General features: G+C 53.8%; 21 protein-coding genes. 13 read left to right on the forward strand and 8 right to left on the reverse strand.

Features of this window, described 5'->3' with window-relative positions; translation table 11 throughout:
• Positions 1-77 precede the first annotated feature (77 nt).
• The gene (locus INF77_RS20140) at positions 78-1238 is read left to right on the forward strand and encodes a pyridoxal phosphate-dependent aminotransferase (RefSeq protein WP_193532218.1); all 1161 of its coding nucleotides are present in this window, start codon (positions 78-80) and stop codon (positions 1236-1238) included.
• On the opposite strand, the gene INF77_RS20145 is transcribed toward INF77_RS20140, so the two are convergent.
• The 3 genes from INF77_RS20145 to INF77_RS20155 form a co-directional block, all read right to left on the reverse strand.
• Positions 1239-1865, reverse strand: coding sequence for a ParB/RepB/Spo0J family partition protein (locus tag INF77_RS20145; RefSeq protein ID WP_028012316.1), 627 nt, complete (start codon positions 1863-1865; stop codon positions 1239-1241).
• Complete coding sequence (locus tag INF77_RS20150; protein WP_047367717.1) at positions 1850-3073, reverse strand: phosphoadenosine phosphosulfate reductase; 1224 nt, start codon at positions 3071-3073, stop codon at positions 1850-1852. The genes INF77_RS20145 and INF77_RS20150 overlap by 16 nt, the downstream gene beginning before the upstream one ends.
• 140 nt (positions 3074-3213) lie before the next feature.
• Complete coding sequence (locus tag INF77_RS20155) at positions 3214-4119, reverse strand: LysR substrate-binding domain-containing protein (RefSeq protein ID WP_049138709.1); 906 nt, start codon at positions 4117-4119, stop codon at positions 3214-3216.
• A gap of 619 nt (positions 4120-4738) precedes the next feature.
• On the opposite strand from INF77_RS20155, the gene ahpC reads away from it, so the two are divergent.
• The 6 genes from ahpC (at position 4739) to INF77_RS20185 (ending at position 11352) form a co-directional block, all read left to right on the forward strand.
• On the forward strand, positions 4739-5302 hold the full coding sequence (ahpC, locus tag INF77_RS20160; protein ID WP_008501015.1) for an alkyl hydroperoxide reductase subunit C: 564 nt from the start codon (positions 4739-4741) through the stop codon (positions 5300-5302).
• A gap of 126 nt (positions 5303-5428) precedes the next feature.
• Positions 5429-6994 carry an alkyl hydroperoxide reductase subunit F gene (gene ahpF / locus INF77_RS20165; RefSeq protein ID WP_028012318.1) on the forward strand — a complete coding sequence of 522 codons (1566 nt, stop codon included), beginning with the start codon at positions 5429-5431 and terminating at the stop codon, positions 6992-6994.
• A 257-nt stretch (positions 6995-7251) separates the two neighbouring features.
• Positions 7252-7755: a molecular chaperone gene (locus INF77_RS20170; protein ID WP_193532234.1), complete on the forward strand. Its 504-nt coding sequence runs from the start codon at positions 7252-7254 to the stop codon at positions 7753-7755.
• Positions 7755-10031 carry a molybdopterin-dependent oxidoreductase gene (locus INF77_RS20175; protein ID WP_063154718.1) on the forward strand — a complete coding sequence of 759 codons (2277 nt, stop codon included), beginning with the start codon at positions 7755-7757 and terminating at the stop codon, positions 10029-10031. Before INF77_RS20170 ends, INF77_RS20175 begins: the two co-directional genes overlap by 1 nt.
• Positions 10028-10585 carry a 4Fe-4S dicluster domain-containing protein gene (locus INF77_RS20180; protein WP_193532219.1) on the forward strand — a complete coding sequence of 186 codons (558 nt, stop codon included), beginning with the start codon at positions 10028-10030 and terminating at the stop codon, positions 10583-10585. Before INF77_RS20175 ends, INF77_RS20180 begins: the two co-directional genes overlap by 4 nt.
• On the forward strand, positions 10585-11352 hold the full coding sequence (locus INF77_RS20185; protein WP_041910926.1) for a DmsC/YnfH family molybdoenzyme membrane anchor subunit: 768 nt from the start codon (positions 10585-10587) through the stop codon (positions 11350-11352). Before INF77_RS20180 ends, INF77_RS20185 begins: the two co-directional genes overlap by 1 nt.
• Positions 11353-11391: 39 nt before the next feature.
• Here the strand turns inward: INF77_RS20185 and uspG are convergent, their stop codons facing one another.
• The gene (uspG, locus tag INF77_RS20190) at positions 11392-11820 is read right to left on the reverse strand and encodes a universal stress protein UspG (protein WP_028012323.1); all 429 of its coding nucleotides are present in this window, start codon (positions 11818-11820) and stop codon (positions 11392-11394) included.
• Between the two features lie 181 nt (positions 11821-12001).
• Between uspG and INF77_RS20195 the strand changes: the two genes are divergently transcribed.
• A complete protein-coding gene (locus tag INF77_RS20195; RefSeq protein WP_028012324.1) occupies positions 12002-13240 on the forward strand; it encodes a zinc-dependent alcohol dehydrogenase in 1239 nt (412 codons plus the stop codon).
• Positions 13241-13363: 123 nt separating this feature from the next.
• Here INF77_RS20195 and rnk read toward each other — a convergent pair whose 3' ends face one another.
• A complete protein-coding gene (gene rnk, locus INF77_RS20200) occupies positions 13364-13774 on the reverse strand; it encodes a nucleoside diphosphate kinase regulator (RefSeq protein ID WP_028012325.1) in 411 nt (136 codons plus the stop codon).
• Between the two features lie 270 nt (positions 13775-14044).
• On the opposite strand from rnk, the gene INF77_RS20205 reads away from it, so the two are divergent.
• Positions 14045-14665: a flavin reductase family protein gene (locus INF77_RS20205; RefSeq protein ID WP_193532220.1), complete on the forward strand. Its 621-nt coding sequence runs from the start codon at positions 14045-14047 to the stop codon at positions 14663-14665.
• Here the strand turns inward: INF77_RS20205 and rna are convergent.
• Positions 14659-15468: a ribonuclease I gene (gene rna / locus INF77_RS20210; protein WP_193532221.1), complete on the reverse strand. Its 810-nt coding sequence runs from the start codon at positions 15466-15468 to the stop codon at positions 14659-14661. The two genes, INF77_RS20205 and rna, sit on opposite strands and share 7 nt — an antisense overlap.
• 94 nt (positions 15469-15562) lie before the next feature.
• A complete protein-coding gene (gene dcuC / locus INF77_RS20215) occupies positions 15563-16930 on the reverse strand; it encodes an anaerobic C4-dicarboxylate transporter DcuC (protein WP_028012328.1) in 1368 nt (455 codons plus the stop codon).
• Positions 16931-17323: 393 nt separating this feature from the next.
• Between dcuC and pagP the strand changes: the two genes are divergently transcribed.
• Together pagP and cspE are read left to right on the forward strand one after the other, a co-directional pair.
• Positions 17324-17941, forward strand: a complete 618-nt coding sequence (gene pagP, locus INF77_RS20220; protein ID WP_048956861.1) for a lipid IV(A) palmitoyltransferase PagP — start codon at positions 17324-17326, stop codon at positions 17939-17941.
• A 190-nt stretch (positions 17942-18131) separates the two neighbouring features.
• The gene (gene cspE / locus INF77_RS20225) at positions 18132-18341 is read left to right on the forward strand and encodes a transcription antiterminator/RNA stability regulator CspE (RefSeq protein WP_002439184.1); all 210 of its coding nucleotides are present in this window, start codon (positions 18132-18134) and stop codon (positions 18339-18341) included.
• 218 nt (positions 18342-18559) lie between these two features.
• On the opposite strand, the gene crcB is transcribed toward cspE, so the two are convergent.
• On the reverse strand, positions 18560-18943 hold the full coding sequence (crcB, locus tag INF77_RS20230) for a fluoride efflux transporter CrcB (protein WP_041910922.1): 384 nt from the start codon (positions 18941-18943) through the stop codon (positions 18560-18562).
• A gap of 67 nt (positions 18944-19010) precedes the next feature.
• Here crcB and INF77_RS20235 point away from each other — a divergent pair, with 67 nt between their 5' ends.
• Complete coding sequence (locus INF77_RS20235) at positions 19011-19799, forward strand: deaminated glutathione amidase (RefSeq protein WP_193532222.1); 789 nt, start codon at positions 19011-19013, stop codon at positions 19797-19799.
• Between the two features lie 125 nt (positions 19800-19924).
• Complete coding sequence (gene tatE, locus INF77_RS20240) at positions 19925-20125, forward strand: twin-arginine translocase subunit TatE (RefSeq protein ID WP_028012332.1); 201 nt, start codon at positions 19925-19927, stop codon at positions 20123-20125.
• Positions 20126-20128 lie beyond the last annotated feature (3 nt).

The following is a 20128-nucleotide window of genomic DNA, read 5'->3' on the forward strand; positions in this document are numbered from 1 at the left end:
CTAAGCGTCTTGATTGCCAAAGACTAACATCGTGTTATAGTGGCAGCAACATAAGTATTACAAGCAGGCACGACAACATGAGCAATAACGTATTGATCCCGCAGAGTAAACTTCCTAATCTCGGTACCACCATCTTTACGCAGATGAGCGCCCTGGCGCAGCAGCACAATGCCATTAACCTCTCGCAGGGGTTCCCCGATTTTGACGGTCCGAAATATTTGCAGGAACGTCTGGCGCACCACGTGGCGCAGGGGGCGAATCAGTATGCGCCGATGACCGGCGTGCAGGCGCTGCGGGAAGCCATTGCCGACAAAACGGCGGCGCTGTATGGCTATCACCCCGATGCGAACAGCGATATCACGGTGACGGCAGGGGCGACCGAAGCGCTGTATGCGGCCATCACCGCGCTGGTGCGCGCGGGGGATGAAGTCATCTGCTTTGACCCAAGCTACGACAGTTATGCGCCTGCGGTTGAACTCTCCGGTGGTGTAGTGAAGCGCGTGGCGCTCCAGCCGCCGCACTTTCGTCCTGACTGGCAGGCGTTCGCCGCGCTGCTGAGTGATAAAACGCGCCTGGTGATCCTGAATACTCCGCACAACCCGTCGGCGACGGTGTGGCAAAAGGCCGATTTTGCCGCGCTGTGGCAGGCTATCGCCGAGCGGGAAATTTACGTCCTGAGCGATGAAGTCTACGAGCACATCTGCTTTGCGGAGGAAGGGCACGCCAGCGTGCTGGCCCATCCGCAGCTTCGCGAGCGCGCGGTTGCGGTGTCGTCATTTGGAAAAACCTACCATATGACCGGCTGGAAGGTAGGGTACTGCGTGGCCCCGGCGGCCATCAGCGCGGAGCTGCGTAAGGTGCACCAGTACCTGACCTTTGCGGTCAACACGCCTGCCCAGTTGGCGCTGGCGGATATGCTGCGCAGCGAACCGCAGCACTATCGCGAGCTGCCGGATTTTTACCGCGCGCGTCGGGATATGTTTGTAAATGCGCTGAGCAAAAGCCGTCTGGAAATTCTGCTGTGTGAAGGGACCTACTTCCTGCTGGCGGACTACAGCGCGATTTCCGATCTGGACGACGTCAGCTTTTGCCGATGGCTGACGACGGAGGTGGGCGTGGCGGCTATTCCGCTGTCGGTGTTCTGCGCCGATCCCTTCCCGCATAAGCTGATCCGCCTGTGCTTTGCGAAACAGGAATCGACGCTGCTGGCGGCGGCGGAGCGTCTGGCGACGCTCTGACTATTTCACCGTCCAGGCTTCGGAATAGCGACGGTCTGCAAACAGCTCCAGCAGGCCGTTGATCTGCTTCAGGCGCAGCACCTCGTCGCTGTCCATCCCCAGTTCCTTACCGATTTTCTCATCGTTCCAGCCAAGCTGGGCCAGCTCCCGGACGATGTCGGACATGGCGTTGATCTGGTGGCGTCCCCGCGCACGGTTGTGGCGGATGGTGGCGGCCATCCGGTCAAGCTTTTGCTGGCGATCTTTGCGCAGGCAGGTGACGGGCAAATAGCCCCGAAGCTGGCGCTTCAGCGCGGCCCTGCTTTTACCGATTTCGTGACGATGGAAGCCGTCGACAATTTCGTAATGCGCTGGCTCGCTTTCCGTCACCACGATGGGCTGCGTAAACCCGTCGAGCTCGAGCGATTGACTCAGCAGACGCTTTTCCGGCGGCGCCACGTTATTTGGGTTGTAGTCGTTGGCAACGATAGCATCCTGCTTTATCCACAGCACGCAGTCGACGGGCTGGTCGCTGAACGGGCTGAGATGATGCATGGCCTGGCGAAAAGCATTGATGGCATCTATACGTTGCTCGTCGGTGAGCGTCTGCAAATAGGTTTCCAGTTCGGTAATCAGTCGTTGCTGCATAAGATCCCCCACTCATTGCGTTTTGATTTCATCCGTTCGCTATAGCGCTGATAGTGCTTTGGTTTGTTCGGGCTAAAGGAGAGGGCCCGACACCAGTAATCGTTGTTGAGCAGAACCTTGCATATTCGCCGCCAGGACGGGATATCCTTTGAGCCGATGTCACCCTCCTGCGTATCGGGAAGATCGGACATCCCGCGCTTCTGATACCAGTGCAGGTACACCGCGACTTTATTGCGATAATGTTCAGCCGTCTGTTGCGGCATGCTGTCGAGGAGCAGCATGGCGTACTCCTGCCAGCTGAGGTGGTCGGGCTTGAGGATCTTTCTGTGACCGTAGAAGTGGTTGTCGTGCCCCGCGTAAATTCCGCCGCTGCGCACGCCGCTGACGCGTGCGCACATGGCGGCCCAGCGTTCAGGTTCAACGACATGATAGAGCCATAAACCCTGTCGCTGCTCCGGGCCAAAGGGTTCACAGATGCGCATGTAGCGCGGCGGCACGCCGGCCTGGTACATCAGATTGTAGAGGGGGTTATAGGCGCAGCCCGTTTTGGCAAACCAGGTCCAGATGTCGGCGGTTTTCCAGTCGTAGAGAGGATAGATATACCAGGCATGACCGCCGGGCGCGACGGTCGTCCAGGGTTTGTCGTCGGAAAAGCGCTGCTTGCGTGCGCAGGCGATTGCCAGGAAGCGGTTATAGGATTCGTCGGCGCGGATGCCCACCATCACTGCGGCGGGGCGCCTTCGCGCATACCATTCGGCAAAGTCCCTGACGAAGGCCTCGAAGGTCATTCCCTGCTGATAAAAATCAAAATAACACGTACTGGTGATGGCATCAGGCGGAGGCTGTCTGACCCAGCTGATGCCGGGTTCCCAGCACTGCCATTCCGGCTGGTACTGAGAGAGGGCATTTTGCGTGGTGATCGGCAGCGCCACCCACCAGAACTGATTGATGACGTCACGATATTGGGTCCTCATGTTCTCAATATGCTCAATGGTGCAGGAGAACTGTGCTTCCCAGTCCAGAAAGAGGACATCTATTTTTCTGTTCAGCTGCCGCGCCCGTTGCGCAGCAAGATGAAGCATCACCGTTGAATCTTTTCCGCCAGAAAATGAGACGCACACGCGGGTAAAATTTTGCAGCGTCCAGTTTATGCGTTCTGAAGCAGCCTCCAGAACGTTTTCCTGAAGAGGGTATTTATAGATAGACATGATGAGTCGCATCCTGCGTATGGAATACCGTTAATGCTATTAAACTGCCATCATGTTATTATATGTTTTCATTCTCAACTAATTATTTTACGCCTTCATTCTATTCTTGCTGGAAATACCTTCGCGATGACGCGTCCATTCTATTGAGCCAACTTATGCAATTTTTCAATAAAGCTGGCGAATACACTGCTGTTTAACGACGCGCGGTTGTAGACCATATAGATTTGCGCTTCGGGCAATTTGAAGGGCGCGGCTACGGACTTTAATTTTAAAGCGTGTTTATAGGTTTCAAAAATGGAAAGAGGAATATAGCCGACTAAATCAGACATGCTGATCATGGAGAGGAGCGAACTGAGAGAGTCCGAACGGAACGCGATGTTTCTCTCCGGGAACGCTTCGTTGGCTCGAACCTGATACTCCTTCACGCCCGTATTCGTGCTTTGATACATCGTGAATTTCTCATTGTATAACTGCTCGGCGGAGACTTCTGTACCAATTCTCGGATGGTCTTCGCGGCAGATCATCACGGTGGGAATGGTGGTGAAATGCGAGCAGACAACGGACCGGTTATTCACGGGCGCAACGGTAAAAATGAGATCGGCTTTACGGTAGGCCAGTAAATCCTCTGCTGACTCCGCAGAGACAAGCATATCGCGTTGTTCTACCTCACAATTTTCTTGAGACATTAACAGTTGAATGGGGTCGAGAAGATAGCCTGGCGTCACCATCTGAGAACAATAAATGACAAAATTTTTCTTGATGTCGGTGTGGTGCATCAGGTTGATGGTCTGCTCAATCTGATTGAGGTTTTGCTCAAGATGCAGGTGCAGGTTAGTCCCGACGGTCGTGGGGGTGATCCCCTTGCCAGAACGGATAAACAGCGGATCGTTAAGCTGGCCACGCAGGCGTTGCAAAGACTGACTGACGGCTGAAGGGGTGATGTAAAGCGTTTCTGCGGCCTTGCTGATGCTAAGATGTTGATAGATACACTCAAAAATGACCAGTAAATTAAGGTCGAATTTTTTAAGGTCATAAAGATTTGCCATGTGTCATCCTGTTTGCCGTGAGTCTGTTGTTAACATATTGATGATAACTATAGATTAAAGCTAACCATTTACAATCCTTGTGGTTAACTAACTTAAAGTGTTATTTAAGTTATCTTAATATATCACGCCATCGGATTATTGAAATAGAATTACATGTGAGATTAAGATAATTTTATCTTTGAATGGGCTGGGTTCAATTTAATAAATGTTGACATTTATATATTGCCGTAAATTGATTACGTAAAGTTAATTTACGAGCGTAATGTATTTCTCTCAGTCAAAACCTATCACAGCCATAGGCAGGAACGCGCTTTTGATGGATTGCTCTCGATGGGTGCTGGTGGTGTAATCAACCTGCTGTTACGACCTTGATACAAGGTATGTAGAGCGCAACGCAACGCCAGCCTCGGCTGGCACTGAATGTACCTGCGGGGAATTCAGGTATCAGGGCCGCCCGTTGAGGCGGCCTTTATACTTTCTGGAGTACCGCAGCAGGTTCACCTTGCTGTCTTGTTGAAGTTGTAAGGTTTGGCTGATTGATTTGATAAAGCATACGCATTAGCCCCGATGAGCAAAGTTGGTTACCTTAGCTCTCAACGAAAACACGGAGGAAGTACAGATGTCTTTGATTAACACTAAAATTAAACCTTTCAAAAACCAGGCGTTCAAAAACGGTGAGTTCATTGAAGTAACCGAGAAAGATACCGAAGGTCGCTGGAGCGTCTTCTTCTTCTATCCGGCTGACTTCACCTTCGTTTGCCCGACCGAACTGGGTGACGTAGCTGACCATTACGACGAACTGCAGAAGCTGGGCGTAGACGTTTACTCTGTTTCTACCGATACCCACTTCACCCACAAAGCGTGGCACAGCAGCTCTGAAACCATCGCGAAAATCAAATACGCGATGATCGGCGACCCGACTGGCGCCCTGACCCGTAACTTCGACAACATGCGTGAAGATGAAGGCCTGGCCGACCGTGCAACCTTCGTGGTTGACCCGCAGGGCATTATCCAGGCTATCGAAGTTACCGCTGAAGGTATCGGCCGTGATGCTTCTGACCTGCTGCGTAAAGTGAAAGCGGCTCAGTACGTGGCTTCTCACCCAGGTGAAGTGTGCCCGGCTAAATGGAAAGAAGGCGAAGCGACCCTGGCTCCATCCCTGGACCTGGTCGGTAAAATCTAAGTTTTCACCATCCGGCAATCAATGGGCGCCCCCGCGCCCATTTCATTCCAGCACCATGATGCAAGTTGCATTCAGGCCGCCCGCAAAGGCAGCTTGCATGATGACGTCTTAAGAGAGGGAAGAACTATGCTCGACACCAATATGAAAACCCAGCTCAAGGCCTACCTTGAGAAACTGACTAAACCCGTTGAGCTGATTGCCACGCTGGACGACAGCGCGAAATCGGCAGAAATCAAAGAGCTGCTGGCGGAGATCGCTGAACTGTCGCCGAAAGTGACCTTCAAAGAAGACAATTCGCTTGCGGTTCGTAAACCCTCTTTCCTGATTACTAACCCGGGCTCGGACAAGGGACCGCGTTTTGCCGGCTCTCCGCTGGGGCATGAATTTACCTCACTGGTGCTGGCGCTGCTGTGGACCGGCGGTCATCCGTCAAAAGAAGCGCAGGCGCTGCTGGAGCAGATCCGCGATATCGACGGTGATTTTGAGTTTGAAACCTATTATTCGCTCTCCTGCCACAACTGTCCGGACGTGGTGCAGGCGCTGAACCTGATGTCGGTTCTGAACCCGCGCATCAAGCATACGGCGATTGACGGCGGTACTTTCCAGAATGAGATCACCGATCGCAACGTGATGGGTGTTCCGGCGGTGTATCTGAATGGTCAGGAGTTCGGCCAGGGCCGCATGACGCTGACGGAAATCGTCGCCAAAGTGGATACCGGCGCGGAAAAACGCGCGGCGGAAGAACTGAACAAACGCGATGCGTACGATGTGCTGATTGTCGGTTCCGGCCCTGCGGGCGCGGCGGCAGCGGTTTACTCTGCACGTAAAGGTATTCGTACCGGTCTTATGGGCGAACGCTTTGGCGGACAGGTGCTGGATACCGTGGATATTGAAAACTACATTTCCGTACCAAAAACCGAAGGTCAGAAGCTGGCCGGTGCGCTGAAGGCTCATGTCAGCGATTACGAGGTAGATGTAATCGACAGCCAGAGTGCCAGCAAGCTGATTCCGGCGGCGGTGGAAGGGGGCTTACACCAGATTGAAACCGCCTCTGGCGCGGTGCTGAAAGCTCGCAGCGTGATCGTTGCCACCGGGGCAAAATGGCGCAACATGAATGTGCCGGGCGAAGATCAATACCGTACCAAAGGCGTGACCTATTGCCCACACTGTGACGGCCCGCTGTTTAAAGGCAAACGGGTGGCGGTGATCGGCGGCGGTAACTCCGGCGTGGAAGCGGCTATCGACCTGGCGGGGATTGTTGAACACGTGACGCTGCTGGAGTTCGCGCCTGAGATGAAGGCCGACCAGGTGCTGCAGGATAAAGTTCGCAGCCTGAAAAACGTTGACATCGTGCTGAACGCGCAGACCACGGAAGTGAAGGGCGACGGCAGCAAAGTGACCGGTCTGGAGTACCGTGACCGCGTAAGCGGCGACGTGCACAGCGTGCAGCTTTCAGGGATCTTCGTGCAGATTGGTCTGCTGCCAAACACCACCTGGCTGGAAGGCGCGATTGAGCGCAACCGCATGGGCGAGATTATCATCGATGCCAAATGTGAAACCAGCGTGAAGGGCGTGTTTGCCGCGGGCGATTGCACCACCGTGCCGTACAAGCAGATCATCATCGCGACTGGCGAAGGTGCAAAAGCCTCCCTGAGCGCGTTTGACTACCTGATCCGCACCAAAACCGCATAATAAAAGAAAGTAAGACATACCTGCAGTAGCCACCTCTTTATGAGGTGGCTTTTTTTTAGATTTTTTTACCCTGAATTATCCTCGTTATTAACCCCTTCATGCGTTAATTACCTGCTTCGATCAAAGAAAATAATAAGCCTGCTGATAATATCTTGTCGTTTTTATAGCGATAAATATTTATATTTAATATGAATGACAAAGATGTATCCACTTCTTCAATATATGAGGCGTTAACCCCATTTGAAATAAAGGGATTGATGTTTCGTGATTTCTTTAACGCGGCGGACATGGCATCGCGATGCGCTTCGTTACATCCTTTATTCCCGGAAAGTGAAACCTGGCAGCAGGATGAGGCGTTAGAGGTTGAGTATGATTTCAACGCCCTGTTTGTCGGCCCTGCAACGCTATTGGCGCCGCCTTATGCCTCGGTATATCTGGACGAAGAGCCTCTGCTGATGGGCGCTACAACGCTGAGCGTACGCGAATTCCTGCGCAGCATCGGGCTTTTTGTGACCGGGGAAAATAGCGTTCCCGACGATCACGTCAGCTATGAAATGGAGCTGGTGGTGATGCTCTCCGCGCATGCCAGACATTCGCCGCAATATCATGACGCACTCGCCCGCTTTGTGCAGGGGCATCTTGAATTATGGCTCCCCGCATTTATTGCAAAAATAAAGGATTGCGCGAAAACAACCGTAATTAAATGTCTCGCGTTGCAGATAAATAATTGGTTTGATGAATTAAAGACGAGAGTAATATAATGAGTATTGATAAAGGGCAGCTAAACCGGCGCTCCTTTTTAAAAGGACTGATTGCGCTGGGTACCGTTGCCGCATTACCCGGCGGACTATTATCATCCCGATGTGCCATGGCACAGCCCCCCATTCCGTTTAACCCAAAAACCTACAAAATTTTCCGTAACGCTTGCCCGCGTAACTGCTACGACACCTGCAGCTTAAAAACCTGGGTCAAAGATGACGTCATCACCTTCGTTGACGGGGCAAGCGAGTCCACGTTTACACACGGTGCCCCGTGTGTGAAAGGGCTGACCTACCCGCGCCGGGTCTACTCCCCGGACCGTATTAAATACCCGATGATCCAGGATGGGCGCGGCAGCGGTAAATGGCGTCGCATCTCTTGGGATGAGGCCATGCAGCGCATTGCCAGCAAGATGCTGGAGATTAAAAAGAAAGACGGGTCTATGCTCGGCCTGGCGCTGTCTAAATACTCCGGCAACCTGGGCGTGATGAGTTATGCCGTGGAGGGGATGATGTCTTCTCTCGGTTACACCACGCGGTTCGCTGGTACGCCATGCTGGCCAGCAGGGATCGATGCCCAGCACTACGACATGGGCGACATGTGGTGTAACGACCCGGAAGATTTGGTGAAAGCCAAATACATCATTATCTGGGGCGCAAACCCGGCCTGGTGCTCCATGCATACCATGAAGTACATCTATCAGGCGCGTGAGAAAGGGGCGAAAGTGGTGGTCATTGATCCGCTGTTCTCGCAAACCGCCGCGAAAGCCGATTTGTATCTGCGCGTGCGCCCGGGATCGGACGGCGCATTGGCGCTGGGAATGGCGCGGCACCTGCTGGATATTGGCCGCGTCGACCAGGAGTTTGTGAACAACTTCGCGCACGGTTTCCCGGAATTTGAACAGTATCTGCGCAGCAATATCACCGTGGAGTGGGCATCTGAAATCTGTGGCCTGTCGGCAGAGGTGATTCGCCAGCTGGCGGAAGAGTTCACCGCGGTAAAACCTGCCACCGTCTGGATCGGCTACGGAATGCAGCGCCACGTCAACGGTGGGGCGAACGTGCGCGCCATTGACGCTTTTGTTGCCATGACAGGCAACATCGGTGTGGAAGGCGGCGGTGCCCGCTACGGCCATCTGCAGACCTGGGGCTACAACTATCATGCGATGACGCAGAAGCCACCGGTCGGATCTGTTGGCATGGTGGGAGAAAGCGGCCCGGTAGGGGAGTTCGTCAGCGACAGCGGCGAAAAGAGCCACTATTCCGACCGCGCGCTGAACCTGAACCAGACCGCGCAGAGCATTCTTGATGCCAACGATCCGCCCATTCGTATGCTGTGGGTGGCGTGCAAGAACCCGTTCGCGCAGGACTTTGACCGCAACAAAATGGAAAAAGCCTTCAGCAAGCTGGAGATGGTGGTCTGCGTCGATCAGTTCTTCAACGAGACGGTGCAGCATGCCGATATTGTGCTGCCGGTGACCACCACCTTTGAGCACTGGAACCTGTCGTCGTCTTACTGGCATTACTGGCTTTCGGTGAATGAACCGGCCATTAAACCGATGTACGAGTGCAAGAGCGATTTGGATATTGCCGTGCTGCTCTCGCGTACCATCAACAAAATGGAGCCGGGCTCCTGTACCTTCCCGCAGGACATTGACCAGAAAAAATGGCTCGACCTTGAGTTCAATGAGGGCATGGCGAAGCAGTTCGGTATCCGCTCCTGGGACGATCTGCTGGATGGGCCGGTGAAAGCCAAAATGGTCAGCTCGGCGGCCTGGCACGACCGCAAGTTTAAAACGCCATCGGGCAAGTATGAGTTCCTCTCCGAGCTGTGTGAAAAGAACGGCCATAAAGCGCTGCCGGAGTATCTGCCTGCCGCGGAGGGCAAGCTGCCGTTCCATCTGTTTACCCCGCATTTGCAGTACGGCCTTCACTCTCAGTTCGTCAACCTCGACTGGATGCAGGTCTTCTGGCCGGAGCCGTTTGTCTATATCCACCCAGCCGCCGCGCACAAGAAGGGGATTCGCGAGCTGGCGAAAGTCCGCGTGTTTAACGACGTGGGTGAAGTGGAGCTGCGGGCGAAAATCACCACCAACGTGCCGGAAGATTTCCTGGTGATGTACGAGTCCTGGTTTAACAAGCTTAAGTACAACGTGCAGAACGTCGTGAAAGATACGCCAGCCGATATGGGCAAGATGGCAACCGGCGCGCCTGGCGCGGCGATCCACAGCCAGTTTGTCGACATTGCCCTTATCGCGAATGAAGGAGCAGACGCATGAGACGCGCATTTTTAGTGAACAGTGATAAATGTATTGGTTGCCGCGGATGCGCCATGGCCTGCAAGAGCTTTAACCAGCTTGAGCCGGATCGCTTCTGGCGCTATGTCTATCCGCTGGATAAAGAAATTTATCCGCATGAGGAGCGTGCGTTTTTCTCGCTGGCCTGTAACCACTGTGAAAACCCGGCCTGTCTGGCGGCGTGCCCGGTGGAAGCCTATACCAAACGTGATGACGGCGTGGTGGTCCATAACCCTGAACGCTGTATCGGCTGTAAAAACTGCATCCGTAACTGCCCGTACGGCGCGCCGCGCTTCAATGAAGAGACGCAAAAGGCGGAGAAGTGCAGCATGTGCTATGAACGTCTCGATATCGGTATGGCCCCGGCCTGCGTGAACGCGTGTCCGGTCGGCGCCCTGTCGATTATCGATCTGGATGCCGATCCGCTGCCGAACAATGCCGTGCAGTATCCGCCGGGCTTCCCGAAGATGCCTCAGCTTAATCCGGGTACGCGCTTCATTCTGGCCCGTCAGCCAAAACAGCCGAGGGATAAATAATGGAAAAGTACGAATTACCGCTCGTTATCTTTACCGTGCTAAGCCAGATGTCCGTCGGGATGACGCTGCTCCTGACCTGGCGCACGCTGCGTGGTGAAGTGCATGGAACCCGCCTTCACTGGCTGATTACCGGGCTGATTCTGGGCGTGGCCTCCATTGCCGCGGTGCTGCATCTGGCGCACCCGGAACACGCATACAACGCGTTGATTAACCTGAAACATGCCTGGCTGAGCCGCGAAATTCTGGGCGCGACCCTGTACGGCGCCATGATTGGGCTGGCCTTCCTGAGTAAGGGAAACAAAGGCGCAGCGCTGCTGGCGTCCCTGTTCGGGATCCTGCTGGTGGTGGTGCAGGGAATGACCTACGCGGCACCGGCGATGCAGGCCATTGCCAACGGCATCACCATGATGCTGTTCTTTGCGACGGTCTGGGTGATGGGCTGTGCCGCAACGCCGCTGCTCGGGCTGAAAGGATCAAACGCCGCGCTGCGCCAGGGGATTATCGCCCTGATGGCGCTGCTGATTGCCGCGCCGGTGATGTGGCTCAGCGGCGGTACCATCATGAAAATGACCGCTCACGCCTGGTTAAGCTCGCCGCTCTATCTGGGCAGCCTGCTGTGCTGCGTTGTGGGTGGCGCGTTATCGCTGAAGCGCCAGCCGATGCAGAAAGCGGTGTTTGCGCTCCTGCTGGTGGGCGTGGTGCTCAGCCGCCTGACCTTCTTCGGCGATACCGTCAGCACCATCGTCAATATTGGTCACCTGTACTGATAAACAAAACCCCGCGAAAGCGGGGTTTTTTGTGGGTATTTACCGGACCACCATCACCGGAATATGGGTGTGGCGGATCACGCTGGAGGCGTTCGATCCCAGCAGGTGAGTGGTAATGGAAGGATTACGTGAACCGATCACCACCACGTCTGCATTCAGCTCCGCGGCCAGTTCATTGACGGCATCGCGCACGCTACCGAACCGGACGTGGGTTTTGATGCGGGAAGGGTCGATGCTGAAATGCCCGACCATGGTCTGCAGCCGCGTTTCGGCTTCGTGCTGTAAGTGCTCCTCAAAGCGACGCACGTCGGCGGCAAAGCGGTGCAGGCTCAGGCTGGCAGAGCCCGGTAAGACGTGTAAAAGATGAATAATTCCGTCCTGCTGCGCGAGGAATTCCGCGTGGCGAACAGCTTTGTCGCTCAGTTCCATTTCGAAAACATCAACCGGCATAATGATTGTCTTATACATAACCGTTTCTCCTTGTTTATAAACGCTGGATACATTCAACCATAAAATATGAATGGTTTCTGTAAGCGCTTCGGCACTTTTCGTCTCTCGCCAGGATAAATCTCAAAAGGCGCGTATTTCCCGGCAGACTTTCAGGGGTAGCTACCCTTTATAAACTTACCTGAAACCTTTCGGAGGTCGCATGAAAGCACTCACGTACCACGGTCCGCACCATGTTCGCGTTGAGAATGTCCCCGATCCCATCATTGAACAGCCCGACGATATCATCCTGCGCGTCACGGCCACGGCGATTTGCGGCTCCGACCTGCATCTCTATCGTGGAAAGATCCCAAAGGTGCAGCACGGCGACATTTTTGGACATGAATTTATGGGCGAGATCGTCGAGTGCGGTCGAGAGGTGAAGGACCTGCAAAAAGGCGATCGCGTGGTGATCCCCTTTGTCATCGCTTGCGGTGACTGCTTCTTTTGCCGTCTGCAGCAGTACGCTGCCTGTGAGAATACCAATGCCGGGCAGGGCGCTGCGCTGAACAAAAAGCAAATTCCCGCGCCGGCAGCGCTGTTTGGCTATAGCCATCTCTACGGCGGCGTGCCGGGAGGGCAGGCGGAATATGTGCGCGTGCCGAAAGGCAACGTCGGACCGTTTAAGGTGCCGCAGCTGCTCTCCGATGATAAGGCCCTGTTTCTGTCTGATATTTTACCCACCGCCTGGCAGGCGGCAAAAAATGCGCAGATTGAAAAAGGCTCCAGCGTCGCCGTTTTCGGTGCCGGTCCGGTGGGGTTGTTGACGATTGCCTGCGCACGGCTGTTAGGGGCTGAGCAGATTTTTGTTATCGACCATCACCCCTATCGGCTGCGGTTTGCCGAGGCGCGCTACGGTGCTATCCCCATCAATTTTGATGATGATAACGACGCGGCGGAAAAGATAATCGAGCAAACCGCCGGGCAGCGGGGTGTCGATGCCGTCATTGATGCCGTCGGGTTCGAAGCCAAGGGCAGCACCACGGAGACGATCCTCAGCAACCTTAAAATTGAGGGCAGCAGCGGCAAAGCGCTGCGTCAGTGTATCGCTGCCGTCCGGCGCGGCGGGGTGGTCAGCGTACCCGGCGTGTATGCCGGGTTTATTCATGGCTTCCTGTTTGGGGATGCCTTCGATAAAGGGCTGACGTTTAAGATGGGCCAGACGCACGTCCACGCCTGGCTGGGCGAACTGTTACCGCTGATCGAAAAAGGGCTGCTGACGCCGGAAGAGATTGTGACGCATTATCTCCCGCTGGCGGATGCGGAACGTGCCTATAAGATTTTCGAAAAACGGGAGGAGGAGTGCCGGAAGGTGATTCTGGTGCCCGGCGCGGAAACGCCTGAGGCCGCTGAGCAAAAAGTGAAGGGCCTGGTAAATGCGTTCCCGGGCGGCGTGGTGTGAGGTCACTCGCCGGTGGCGCTCAAGTTACTGTCCTGCGATGTAGCGCAATCGGGTGAAGATGTTCGGAAAGAGGATGCAGGCGCATCCTCTGTGCAACGCGGGTCGCGTTTGTTCAGAATGACATTAACGCAGGTAATCGCCCGCAGCTTCTGGCTGGTAGAGCAGCTCCAGCACTTCCAGATGGGTGGAGGCACCGCCCGGCAAGTCCCAGTGGATGGTATCGCCCGTGCGCAGCCCCAGCAGTGCGGCCCCCACCGGCGCAAGAACCGAAAGTTGCGCGCTGCTGTCCGTCATCTGAGCCGGGTAAACCAGCGTGCGGGTCAGCTCTTCACCGGTGGTCAGGTTGCGGAATTTCACCTGGCTGTTCATGGTGACCACGTTATGCGGCATCGTCTCAGGCGTGCACATCTGCGCCCGGTCGAGTTCCTCATTCAGGGCATCGGCCACCGGAAGTGAGGCGAATTCTGCTTTTTCCAGCAGCCTGTCGATACGTTCTGCGTCGAGCTCGTTGATGATGATTGTAGGTCTGGACATTTTTTACTCCATGTCGTTAATGCTGCGTCTAACGCAGAAACCAATCCAAAAGAAAACCCTCGCCGTCTGGCAGCGAGGGTTTAACTCTCCCGATGATACTGGCTGAACGCGCAAGTTTGAAGTGATGAAGGTCACATTCATGTGCCATATGAATTTTCACTGAAATTTATTCAATCTTCATTACTGGCGGATTGCGTTACGCTGTATGTTCTGAACCCGGGCGCTGCGCGAAACATCATTCGCTGCAGCCCTTACCAACGAGAGAGCGCTATGTACTTCTACCAACCGTCTCAGGGGCATGGCCTGCCGCATGACCCGCTGAACGCCATTGTCGGCCCCCGTCCGATTGGCTGGATCTCCTCTTGCGGCCAGGCCGGTCAGCTCAACCTTGCGCCGTATAGCTTCTTCAACTGCTTTAACTATCGCCCGCCGATCATTGGCTTTTCCAGCAACGGCTGGAAGGACAGCGTGCGTAATATTGTTGAAACAAAGGAGTTTGTCTGGAATCTGGCAACGCGCGATCTTGCGGAAGCGATGAATCAGACCTCTGCCACGCTGCCTCACGACCAGGACGAATTTACCTTTTCCGGATTAACGCCTGCGGCAAGCAAGCTGGTGAGCGCCCCCCGCGTGGCGGAAAGCCCGGTCAACTTTGAGTGCCGCCTGTCTCAGTGTATTCAGCTTACCGGCGCCGACGGTACGCCGGTGGATACCTGGCTGGTGCTGGGAGAAGTGGTCGGGATCCATATTGCCGAAACGCTGCTGGAAGAGGGGATATACCAGACGGCGAAAGCGCAGCCCATCCTGCGTGCGGGTGGGCCGACGGCTTACTATGGCATCAGTGACGAACACCGGTTTGACATGGTGCGACCGGTGGTGGGCGATCAGTAACCGGCCTTATCAATGACAAATTGTTTTCCGCAGTTGCCTGGATGCGGCTGCGGAGCAAAGGATGTCGCAGAAAGCGGGGCGTTAATGGTGTCTGCTTTGAGTGAAATTTGCATCTCGGTCAGATACGCCGGATTACCGTTGCAGGTCAGCTTGAAGGCTTTGATATTTTCCTTGCCCCAGCTTTTGGCAACGGCGTTGTCAAAATCACTCCGGCTGACGGTTTTACCGTAATTTTCCGCAAGGAAATGACCGACGGCGCTGTTTTTCATTTCCTGATTCATTCTCACCATGGTGCCGAAATAGGCATCGGGATCAAAACCAAAGCAGACGCCATGTTTGGCATATTCGTAACGTTCCAGACAGGAGTTTCCACCCGCGCCCGGCATGACCTCGTTCAGCTTAGCCGCGCCGGAAAGCGACAGCCCGGTTTCGGCTGCTGCGCATTTGCGGCTGGCCTTCACTTCCGGCATGTTCGGGATAGGGCGCGTGGCGCAGCCAAACCGCATCCATCGACGTTCATCCACGCCGCGTGCGGCAATGGATTTCGGCAGGCCGGGCCATAGCCCGTGAACGGTCAGAAAATCGGTTTTATTGTCGCGCTCTTTTTGCAGACGACATTCATCCGGTTCATTGCGGTTACGCTCGACCATGCTTTGACAAAATCCCGTTTGCCAGGACAAAGCCAGCACATAGCGATCGAAATCGCCGTACTGCGTGGCCTTGAGGGGGTCGGCCTGTGCTGAGAAGAGACTGAGTGCAAGCGCTACTGCGCCAGACGGGATAACGATATCCTTCCTGAACATGTGATTTCCTGATTGGTTGTGCGCAATTCATTTTTGTGGGTTATTAAAGCACAAAAAGCGCCCGCAGGCGCTTTTAGGTAATCAGGAATTTCACTTAGGCGGCGCCGGGAACCAGCACTTCGGTAGCAATAATGACGATGATTAGCCCAACCAGCACCGGCACTGACGTGCGTTTCACCACTTCAAACGGCGAGATTTTGGCCATCCCGGCGACCGCTACCACCACGCCTGAGACAGGCGAGATGGTACGACCCAGGTTTGAGGCCTGGAGCATGGGAATGGAAAGATAAGCCGGGTTGATACCGGACGAGTGAGCCAGCTTAGGGATCATCTCAACGAAGGCGTAAAATGGCGCATTCCCGGAACCGGTGGTCATTGCCGCCAGCATGGTCAGTACCACCAGGACCAGCATCAGGATAATACTGGCCGAGCCAAACGAGGTGGCGATGGAGATCAGGCTCTGGATAAAGCCGATCGTGCTCAGACCCTGGGCAAAGACACCTGCTGCAACCAACAGCATCACCACGCCAGCAAACGCATCTGCCATACCGCGATACGCGACCTCAAGGCCGGAGAAGACTTTTTGGGTGTTGAAACCGCGCACGAACTCCAGCACAGCGGCTAACAGCATACAGATAACCAGGATAGTAATAATGTGCAGCTGCGGGCCCCATTTCCCGTCAAAAATGAGCACGCCGATAATCGGCGTAAACGGCAAAATGGCATAGAACGCCGGCGCTGTGGTGGTGATTTCGCTTACATCCATCATTTCATGGCTGATGTTCTCTTTCTTATCGAGATAGCGCTGCCAGAAGAAATGCGCGATACCCATTCCCACAATGGCGACAATCGAGATCGGCAGCGTGGTTTTAAAGGCGAAGTCGATAAGCGACATTTCGGCTGCTTTCGCCGCCAGCACAACGTCTCCTGACGTCGGGGAGAGAATAATGGCCGCCGGGGAGGCGCAAATTGCCGCCGCTGCCCCACGGCTGATCCCCACGTTTACCATCACCGGGAAAAGCGTGGCCATTAACAGTACGCCAAGCCCGGTTGCCGATGAAACGGCCAGCGACATCAGGCAGGCGAGGAAATAGGCGGCAACCATCAACAGATACGGCGAGTTAATGTACTGCAGGGGTTTCGAGGCAAGCTTCACAACCATGTCGTTCGCGCCGATATGGGTCATATAGGCTGCAAAACCGCACAGCATCATGATCATCATACCCAGATCGCCACCGCGGCTCATGAGCAGGATTTTAATATATTCAACAATATCCGTGGCGGTGTAGCCCGTGCTGGCTGCGCTGGCAGGTAAAACCTGATGACCCATTACTGCGCTGATTATCAGCAGCGTTAGACCACCGACAAATAAAACGCCCGTGGCTGAGTATCCTTTAATGATGTAGCGAGCTACACCCACAATGACGACGACCCCAATTAGGAGTTCGATAAACGTAAGCATGATTTCCCCTGTGTCTTTCTGCCCTGAGATATAAAAAATTAATATAAAAATGAAGGATGAAAATGTGCCGAATTAATGGGCCGCCCTTGCTGATTAAAATCAATAAACAGACGACTAACGAACAGCATAACAGCGTTTTTGCCATGGCTAAGGCATTTATGTCATAAGGATCTTGACCGGCAAAGACAGCGTAACATGTCTATGTAATGATAACAAAATGTTAAACTTTTGTGTGGTCTGGCCTGTTAGTACTGGAGACCGTTAACAGACATTAGGCGTACATGATGTGGGTTTATTCGGGATAAGCAGAACGCCGCTTTAGGAATATTCCCGAAAAGCGGCCTGATATTTAAGAGTAGGGGTGATGCCGTTAAGGCTTGGTTCAATTATTCTATGTTAAACTTTGCCTCGAATATCAAGAATGGTAATTGCATTGTGATTGTACGTAATACTTTTTTCTCTATTTTATTGTTTATTATTGGCCAGTTAACGTTTTGTTCTGTTGCACAGGCAGAGAACAACGCGACGGATAAAGGTTGGTTCTCTACTTTTACGGATAATGTTTCGCAGACCTGGTCAGCGCCTGAACATTATGATCTCTATGTCCCGGCAATAACGTGGCATGCGCGCTTTGCTTACGACAAAGAGAAAACGGATAAATACAACGAGCGTCCCTGGGGAGCGGGTTTTGGTCAGTCGCGCTGGGATGAAAAAGGAAACTGGCATGGCATCTACCTGATGGCCTTCAAAGACTCCTTTAACAAGTGGGAACCGATTGGCGGCTACGGCTGGGAAAAAACCTGGCGCCCGCTGGCGGATGAGAACTTCCACGTTGGTCTGGGCTATACCGCCGGGGTGACCGCGCGCGACAACTGGAAGTACATTCCGATCCCCGTATTGCTGCCTCTGGCCTCTGTTGGTTACGGCCCTGCAACGTTCCAGATGACCTACATTCCGGGAACGTATAACAACGGTAACGTTTACTTCGCCTGGATGCGTTTTCAGTTTTAACTGACAAAACATTACCTGGTGGTGAAAAAACGTGCAGCCGTTGATTCGTAAGCGATAAAAATCTGTCAGTGAAAATTAACGCGACTTTAGTCACTTTTTGTCAAAGATCCGCTGGACAAAAGGTCCCACAATTGATGTACTGGTAACCGACACAGCATTTGTGTCGTTTTTTAATGTAAAGGTAATTTTGATGTCTAAGATTAAAGGTAACGTTAAGTGGTTTAATGAGTCCAAAGGATTCGGTTTCATTACTCCTGAAGATGGCAGCAAAGACGTGTTCGTACACTTCTCTGCAATCCAGTCTAATGGTTTCAAAACTCTGGCTGAAGGTCAGCGTGTAGAGTTCGAAATCACTAACGGTGCCAAAGGCCCTTCTGCTGCTAACGTAATCGCTCTGTAATTCAGACGCGTCAGCAAGAATTTCAAAACCCGCTCATTGAGCGGGTTTTTTTCGTTATGAATCAGCCAAGCAGGTAAATTTTCAGGAAGCTGGCCACGATCAGTACGCTCAACAACACCATGCCTGCGCTCATCAGACTCTGTTTCATTTGTCACCCTCGTTCAGTATTGCCTTCAGAGTGACAGAGAAAAATTAAGCCAACATTAACGCTCCGGCAGTTAATGCGTGCTTACAGAGGAAAAAAGCCAAAATGCGATCCCCGTCATCGCGAAAGATCCGATCATGTTGATCGCGATATTCACCAGCGCCCAGCCGATACGACCTTCCTGAAAGAGAAAAACCGTTTCCGCGGAAAAGGTTGAAAAGGTCGTCAAACCGCCGCAGAAGCCGGTGGTAATCAAGACTTTCCACATAGGATCGATGTGCGTCATCCGGTTAAACCAGGCCAGCCCCATACCAATAATAAAAGCACCAATCAGGTTGGCGGCCAGCGTTCCTAATGGAATCGCCTGGTGCAGGGGATTAAACCGCATACTCAGTAACCACCTCGCAACGCTCCCCGTGCCTCCACCAATAAAAACAGCTAAAAGGAGTTGTAACACGCTAAATACCTGCTATTTGATGTGTAAGAGTAGCGAGTTTAACGCTGTTTATAATGAGGGGACAAATATGTATGTTGCGGTAGGGCAGTTTGCGGTCACGCCTGACTGGCGGGTTAACGCAGTGCAGTGCGTTAACCTGATTATACAGGCCCGACAGAAAGGCGCGTCGCTGCTGGTGCTTCCTGAGGCGTTGCTGGCAAGGGATGATAACGACCCGGATTTGTCCGTGAAGTCCGCACAGGCCCTTGACGGCGAATTTTTACAACAGCTGCTCGCCCAGAGCGTAGGCAGTACGATGACCACCGTCTTAACCGTGCACGTTCCCTCAACGCCGGGTCGCGCAGTGAATACGCTGGTGGCTATCCGTGACGGTGCCATTGTTGCGCGCTACGCCAAGCTTCATCTCTATGATGCGTTCAGCATCCAGGAGTCGCGACGCGTTGATCCGGGAGATGTCGTCCCACCGCTGATTGATATCGACGGGTTTAAGGTGGGGTTGATGACCTGCTATGACCTGCGTTTCCCGGAGCTGGCGGTGCATCTGGCGCTGCAGGGGGCGGAGGTGCTGGTATTGCCTGCCGCATGGGTTAAGGGGCCGCTAAAAGAGCAACACTGGGCTACGCTGCTTGCGGCACGCGCGCTGGACACGACCTGTTATATTGTTGCCGCCGGGGAGTGCGGCAATAAAAACATCGGGCAGAGCAGGGTGGTTGATCCCCTGGGAGTGACGATTGCCGCCGCAGCGGAAGCGCCGGTTCTGCTGATGGCGGAGATAATTTTAGAAAGAGTTGCGCTTGCGCGTCAGCAATTACCTGTTCTTCGCAACCGTCGCTTTGCGCCACCGCAATTATTGTGATGTTTTTTTCAACAATGCTTGATTCACCTTGTTACAGATTGCTATTGTGTGCACGCGCCAAATGACCGTTAATACGATCGGGTTTTGGCGCTGAATGCAGCCTGTTTTAAGTAAAGAAGGTATCTATGGGTGAGATTAGTATTACCAAACTGCTGGTGGTTGCCGCACTGGTCGTCCTGCTGTTTGGTACCAAGAAGTTACGCACGCTGGGTGGTGACCTGGGGGCTGCCATCAAAGGCTTTAAGAAAGCGATGAACGACGATGACGCAGCCGCGAAGAAAAGCGCTGACGACATCCCGGCAGAGAAGCTTTCCCACAAAGAGTAACGG

Origin of the sequence: Enterobacter cloacae complex sp. P1B, assembly GCF_014982345.1 — a bacterium.
Lineage (GTDB): Bacteria > Pseudomonadota > Gammaproteobacteria > Enterobacterales > Enterobacteriaceae > Enterobacter > Enterobacter bugandensis.

Coding starts and splice junctions, on each gene's coding strand:
- INF77_RS20140 (WP_193532218.1), top strand. CDS start 78: ATGAGCAATAACGTATTGATCCCGCAGAGTAAACTTCCTAATCTCGGT.
- INF77_RS20145 (WP_028012316.1), bottom strand. CDS start 1,865: ATGCAGCAACGACTGATTACCGAACTGGAAACCTATTTGCAGACGCTC.
- INF77_RS20150 (WP_047367717.1), bottom strand. CDS start 3,073: ATGTCTATCTATAAATACCCTCTTCAGGAAAACGTTCTGGAGGCTGCT.
- INF77_RS20155 (WP_049138709.1), bottom strand. CDS start 4,119: ATGGCAAATCTTTATGACCTTAAAAAATTCGACCTTAATTTACTGGTC.
- ahpC (WP_008501015.1), top strand. CDS start 4,739: ATGTCTTTGATTAACACTAAAATTAAACCTTTCAAAAACCAGGCGTTC.
- ahpF (WP_028012318.1), top strand. CDS start 5,429: ATGCTCGACACCAATATGAAAACCCAGCTCAAGGCCTACCTTGAGAAA.
- INF77_RS20170 (WP_193532234.1), top strand. CDS start 7,252: ATGTTTCGTGATTTCTTTAACGCGGCGGACATGGCATCGCGATGCGCT.
- INF77_RS20175 (WP_063154718.1), top strand. CDS start 7,755: ATGAGTATTGATAAAGGGCAGCTAAACCGGCGCTCCTTTTTAAAAGGA.
- INF77_RS20180 (WP_193532219.1), top strand. CDS start 10,028: ATGAGACGCGCATTTTTAGTGAACAGTGATAAATGTATTGGTTGCCGC.
- INF77_RS20185 (WP_041910926.1), top strand. CDS start 10,585: ATGGAAAAGTACGAATTACCGCTCGTTATCTTTACCGTGCTAAGCCAG.
- uspG (WP_028012323.1), bottom strand. CDS start 11,820: ATGTATAAGACAATCATTATGCCGGTTGATGTTTTCGAAATGGAACTG.
- INF77_RS20195 (WP_028012324.1), top strand. CDS start 12,002: ATGAAAGCACTCACGTACCACGGTCCGCACCATGTTCGCGTTGAGAAT.
- rnk (WP_028012325.1), bottom strand. CDS start 13,774: ATGTCCAGACCTACAATCATCATCAACGAGCTCGACGCAGAACGTATC.
- INF77_RS20205 (WP_193532220.1), top strand. CDS start 14,045: ATGTACTTCTACCAACCGTCTCAGGGGCATGGCCTGCCGCATGACCCG.
- rna (WP_193532221.1), bottom strand. CDS start 15,468: ATGTTCAGGAAGGATATCGTTATCCCGTCTGGCGCAGTAGCGCTTGCA.
- dcuC (WP_028012328.1), bottom strand. CDS start 16,930: ATGCTTACGTTTATCGAACTCCTAATTGGGGTCGTCGTCATTGTGGGT.
- pagP (WP_048956861.1), top strand. CDS start 17,324: ATGTTAAACTTTGCCTCGAATATCAAGAATGGTAATTGCATTGTGATT.
- cspE (WP_002439184.1), top strand. CDS start 18,132: ATGTCTAAGATTAAAGGTAACGTTAAGTGGTTTAATGAGTCCAAAGGA.
- INF77_RS20235 (WP_193532222.1), top strand. CDS start 19,011: ATGTATGTTGCGGTAGGGCAGTTTGCGGTCACGCCTGACTGGCGGGTT.
- tatE (WP_028012332.1), top strand. CDS start 19,925: ATGGGTGAGATTAGTATTACCAAACTGCTGGTGGTTGCCGCACTGGTC.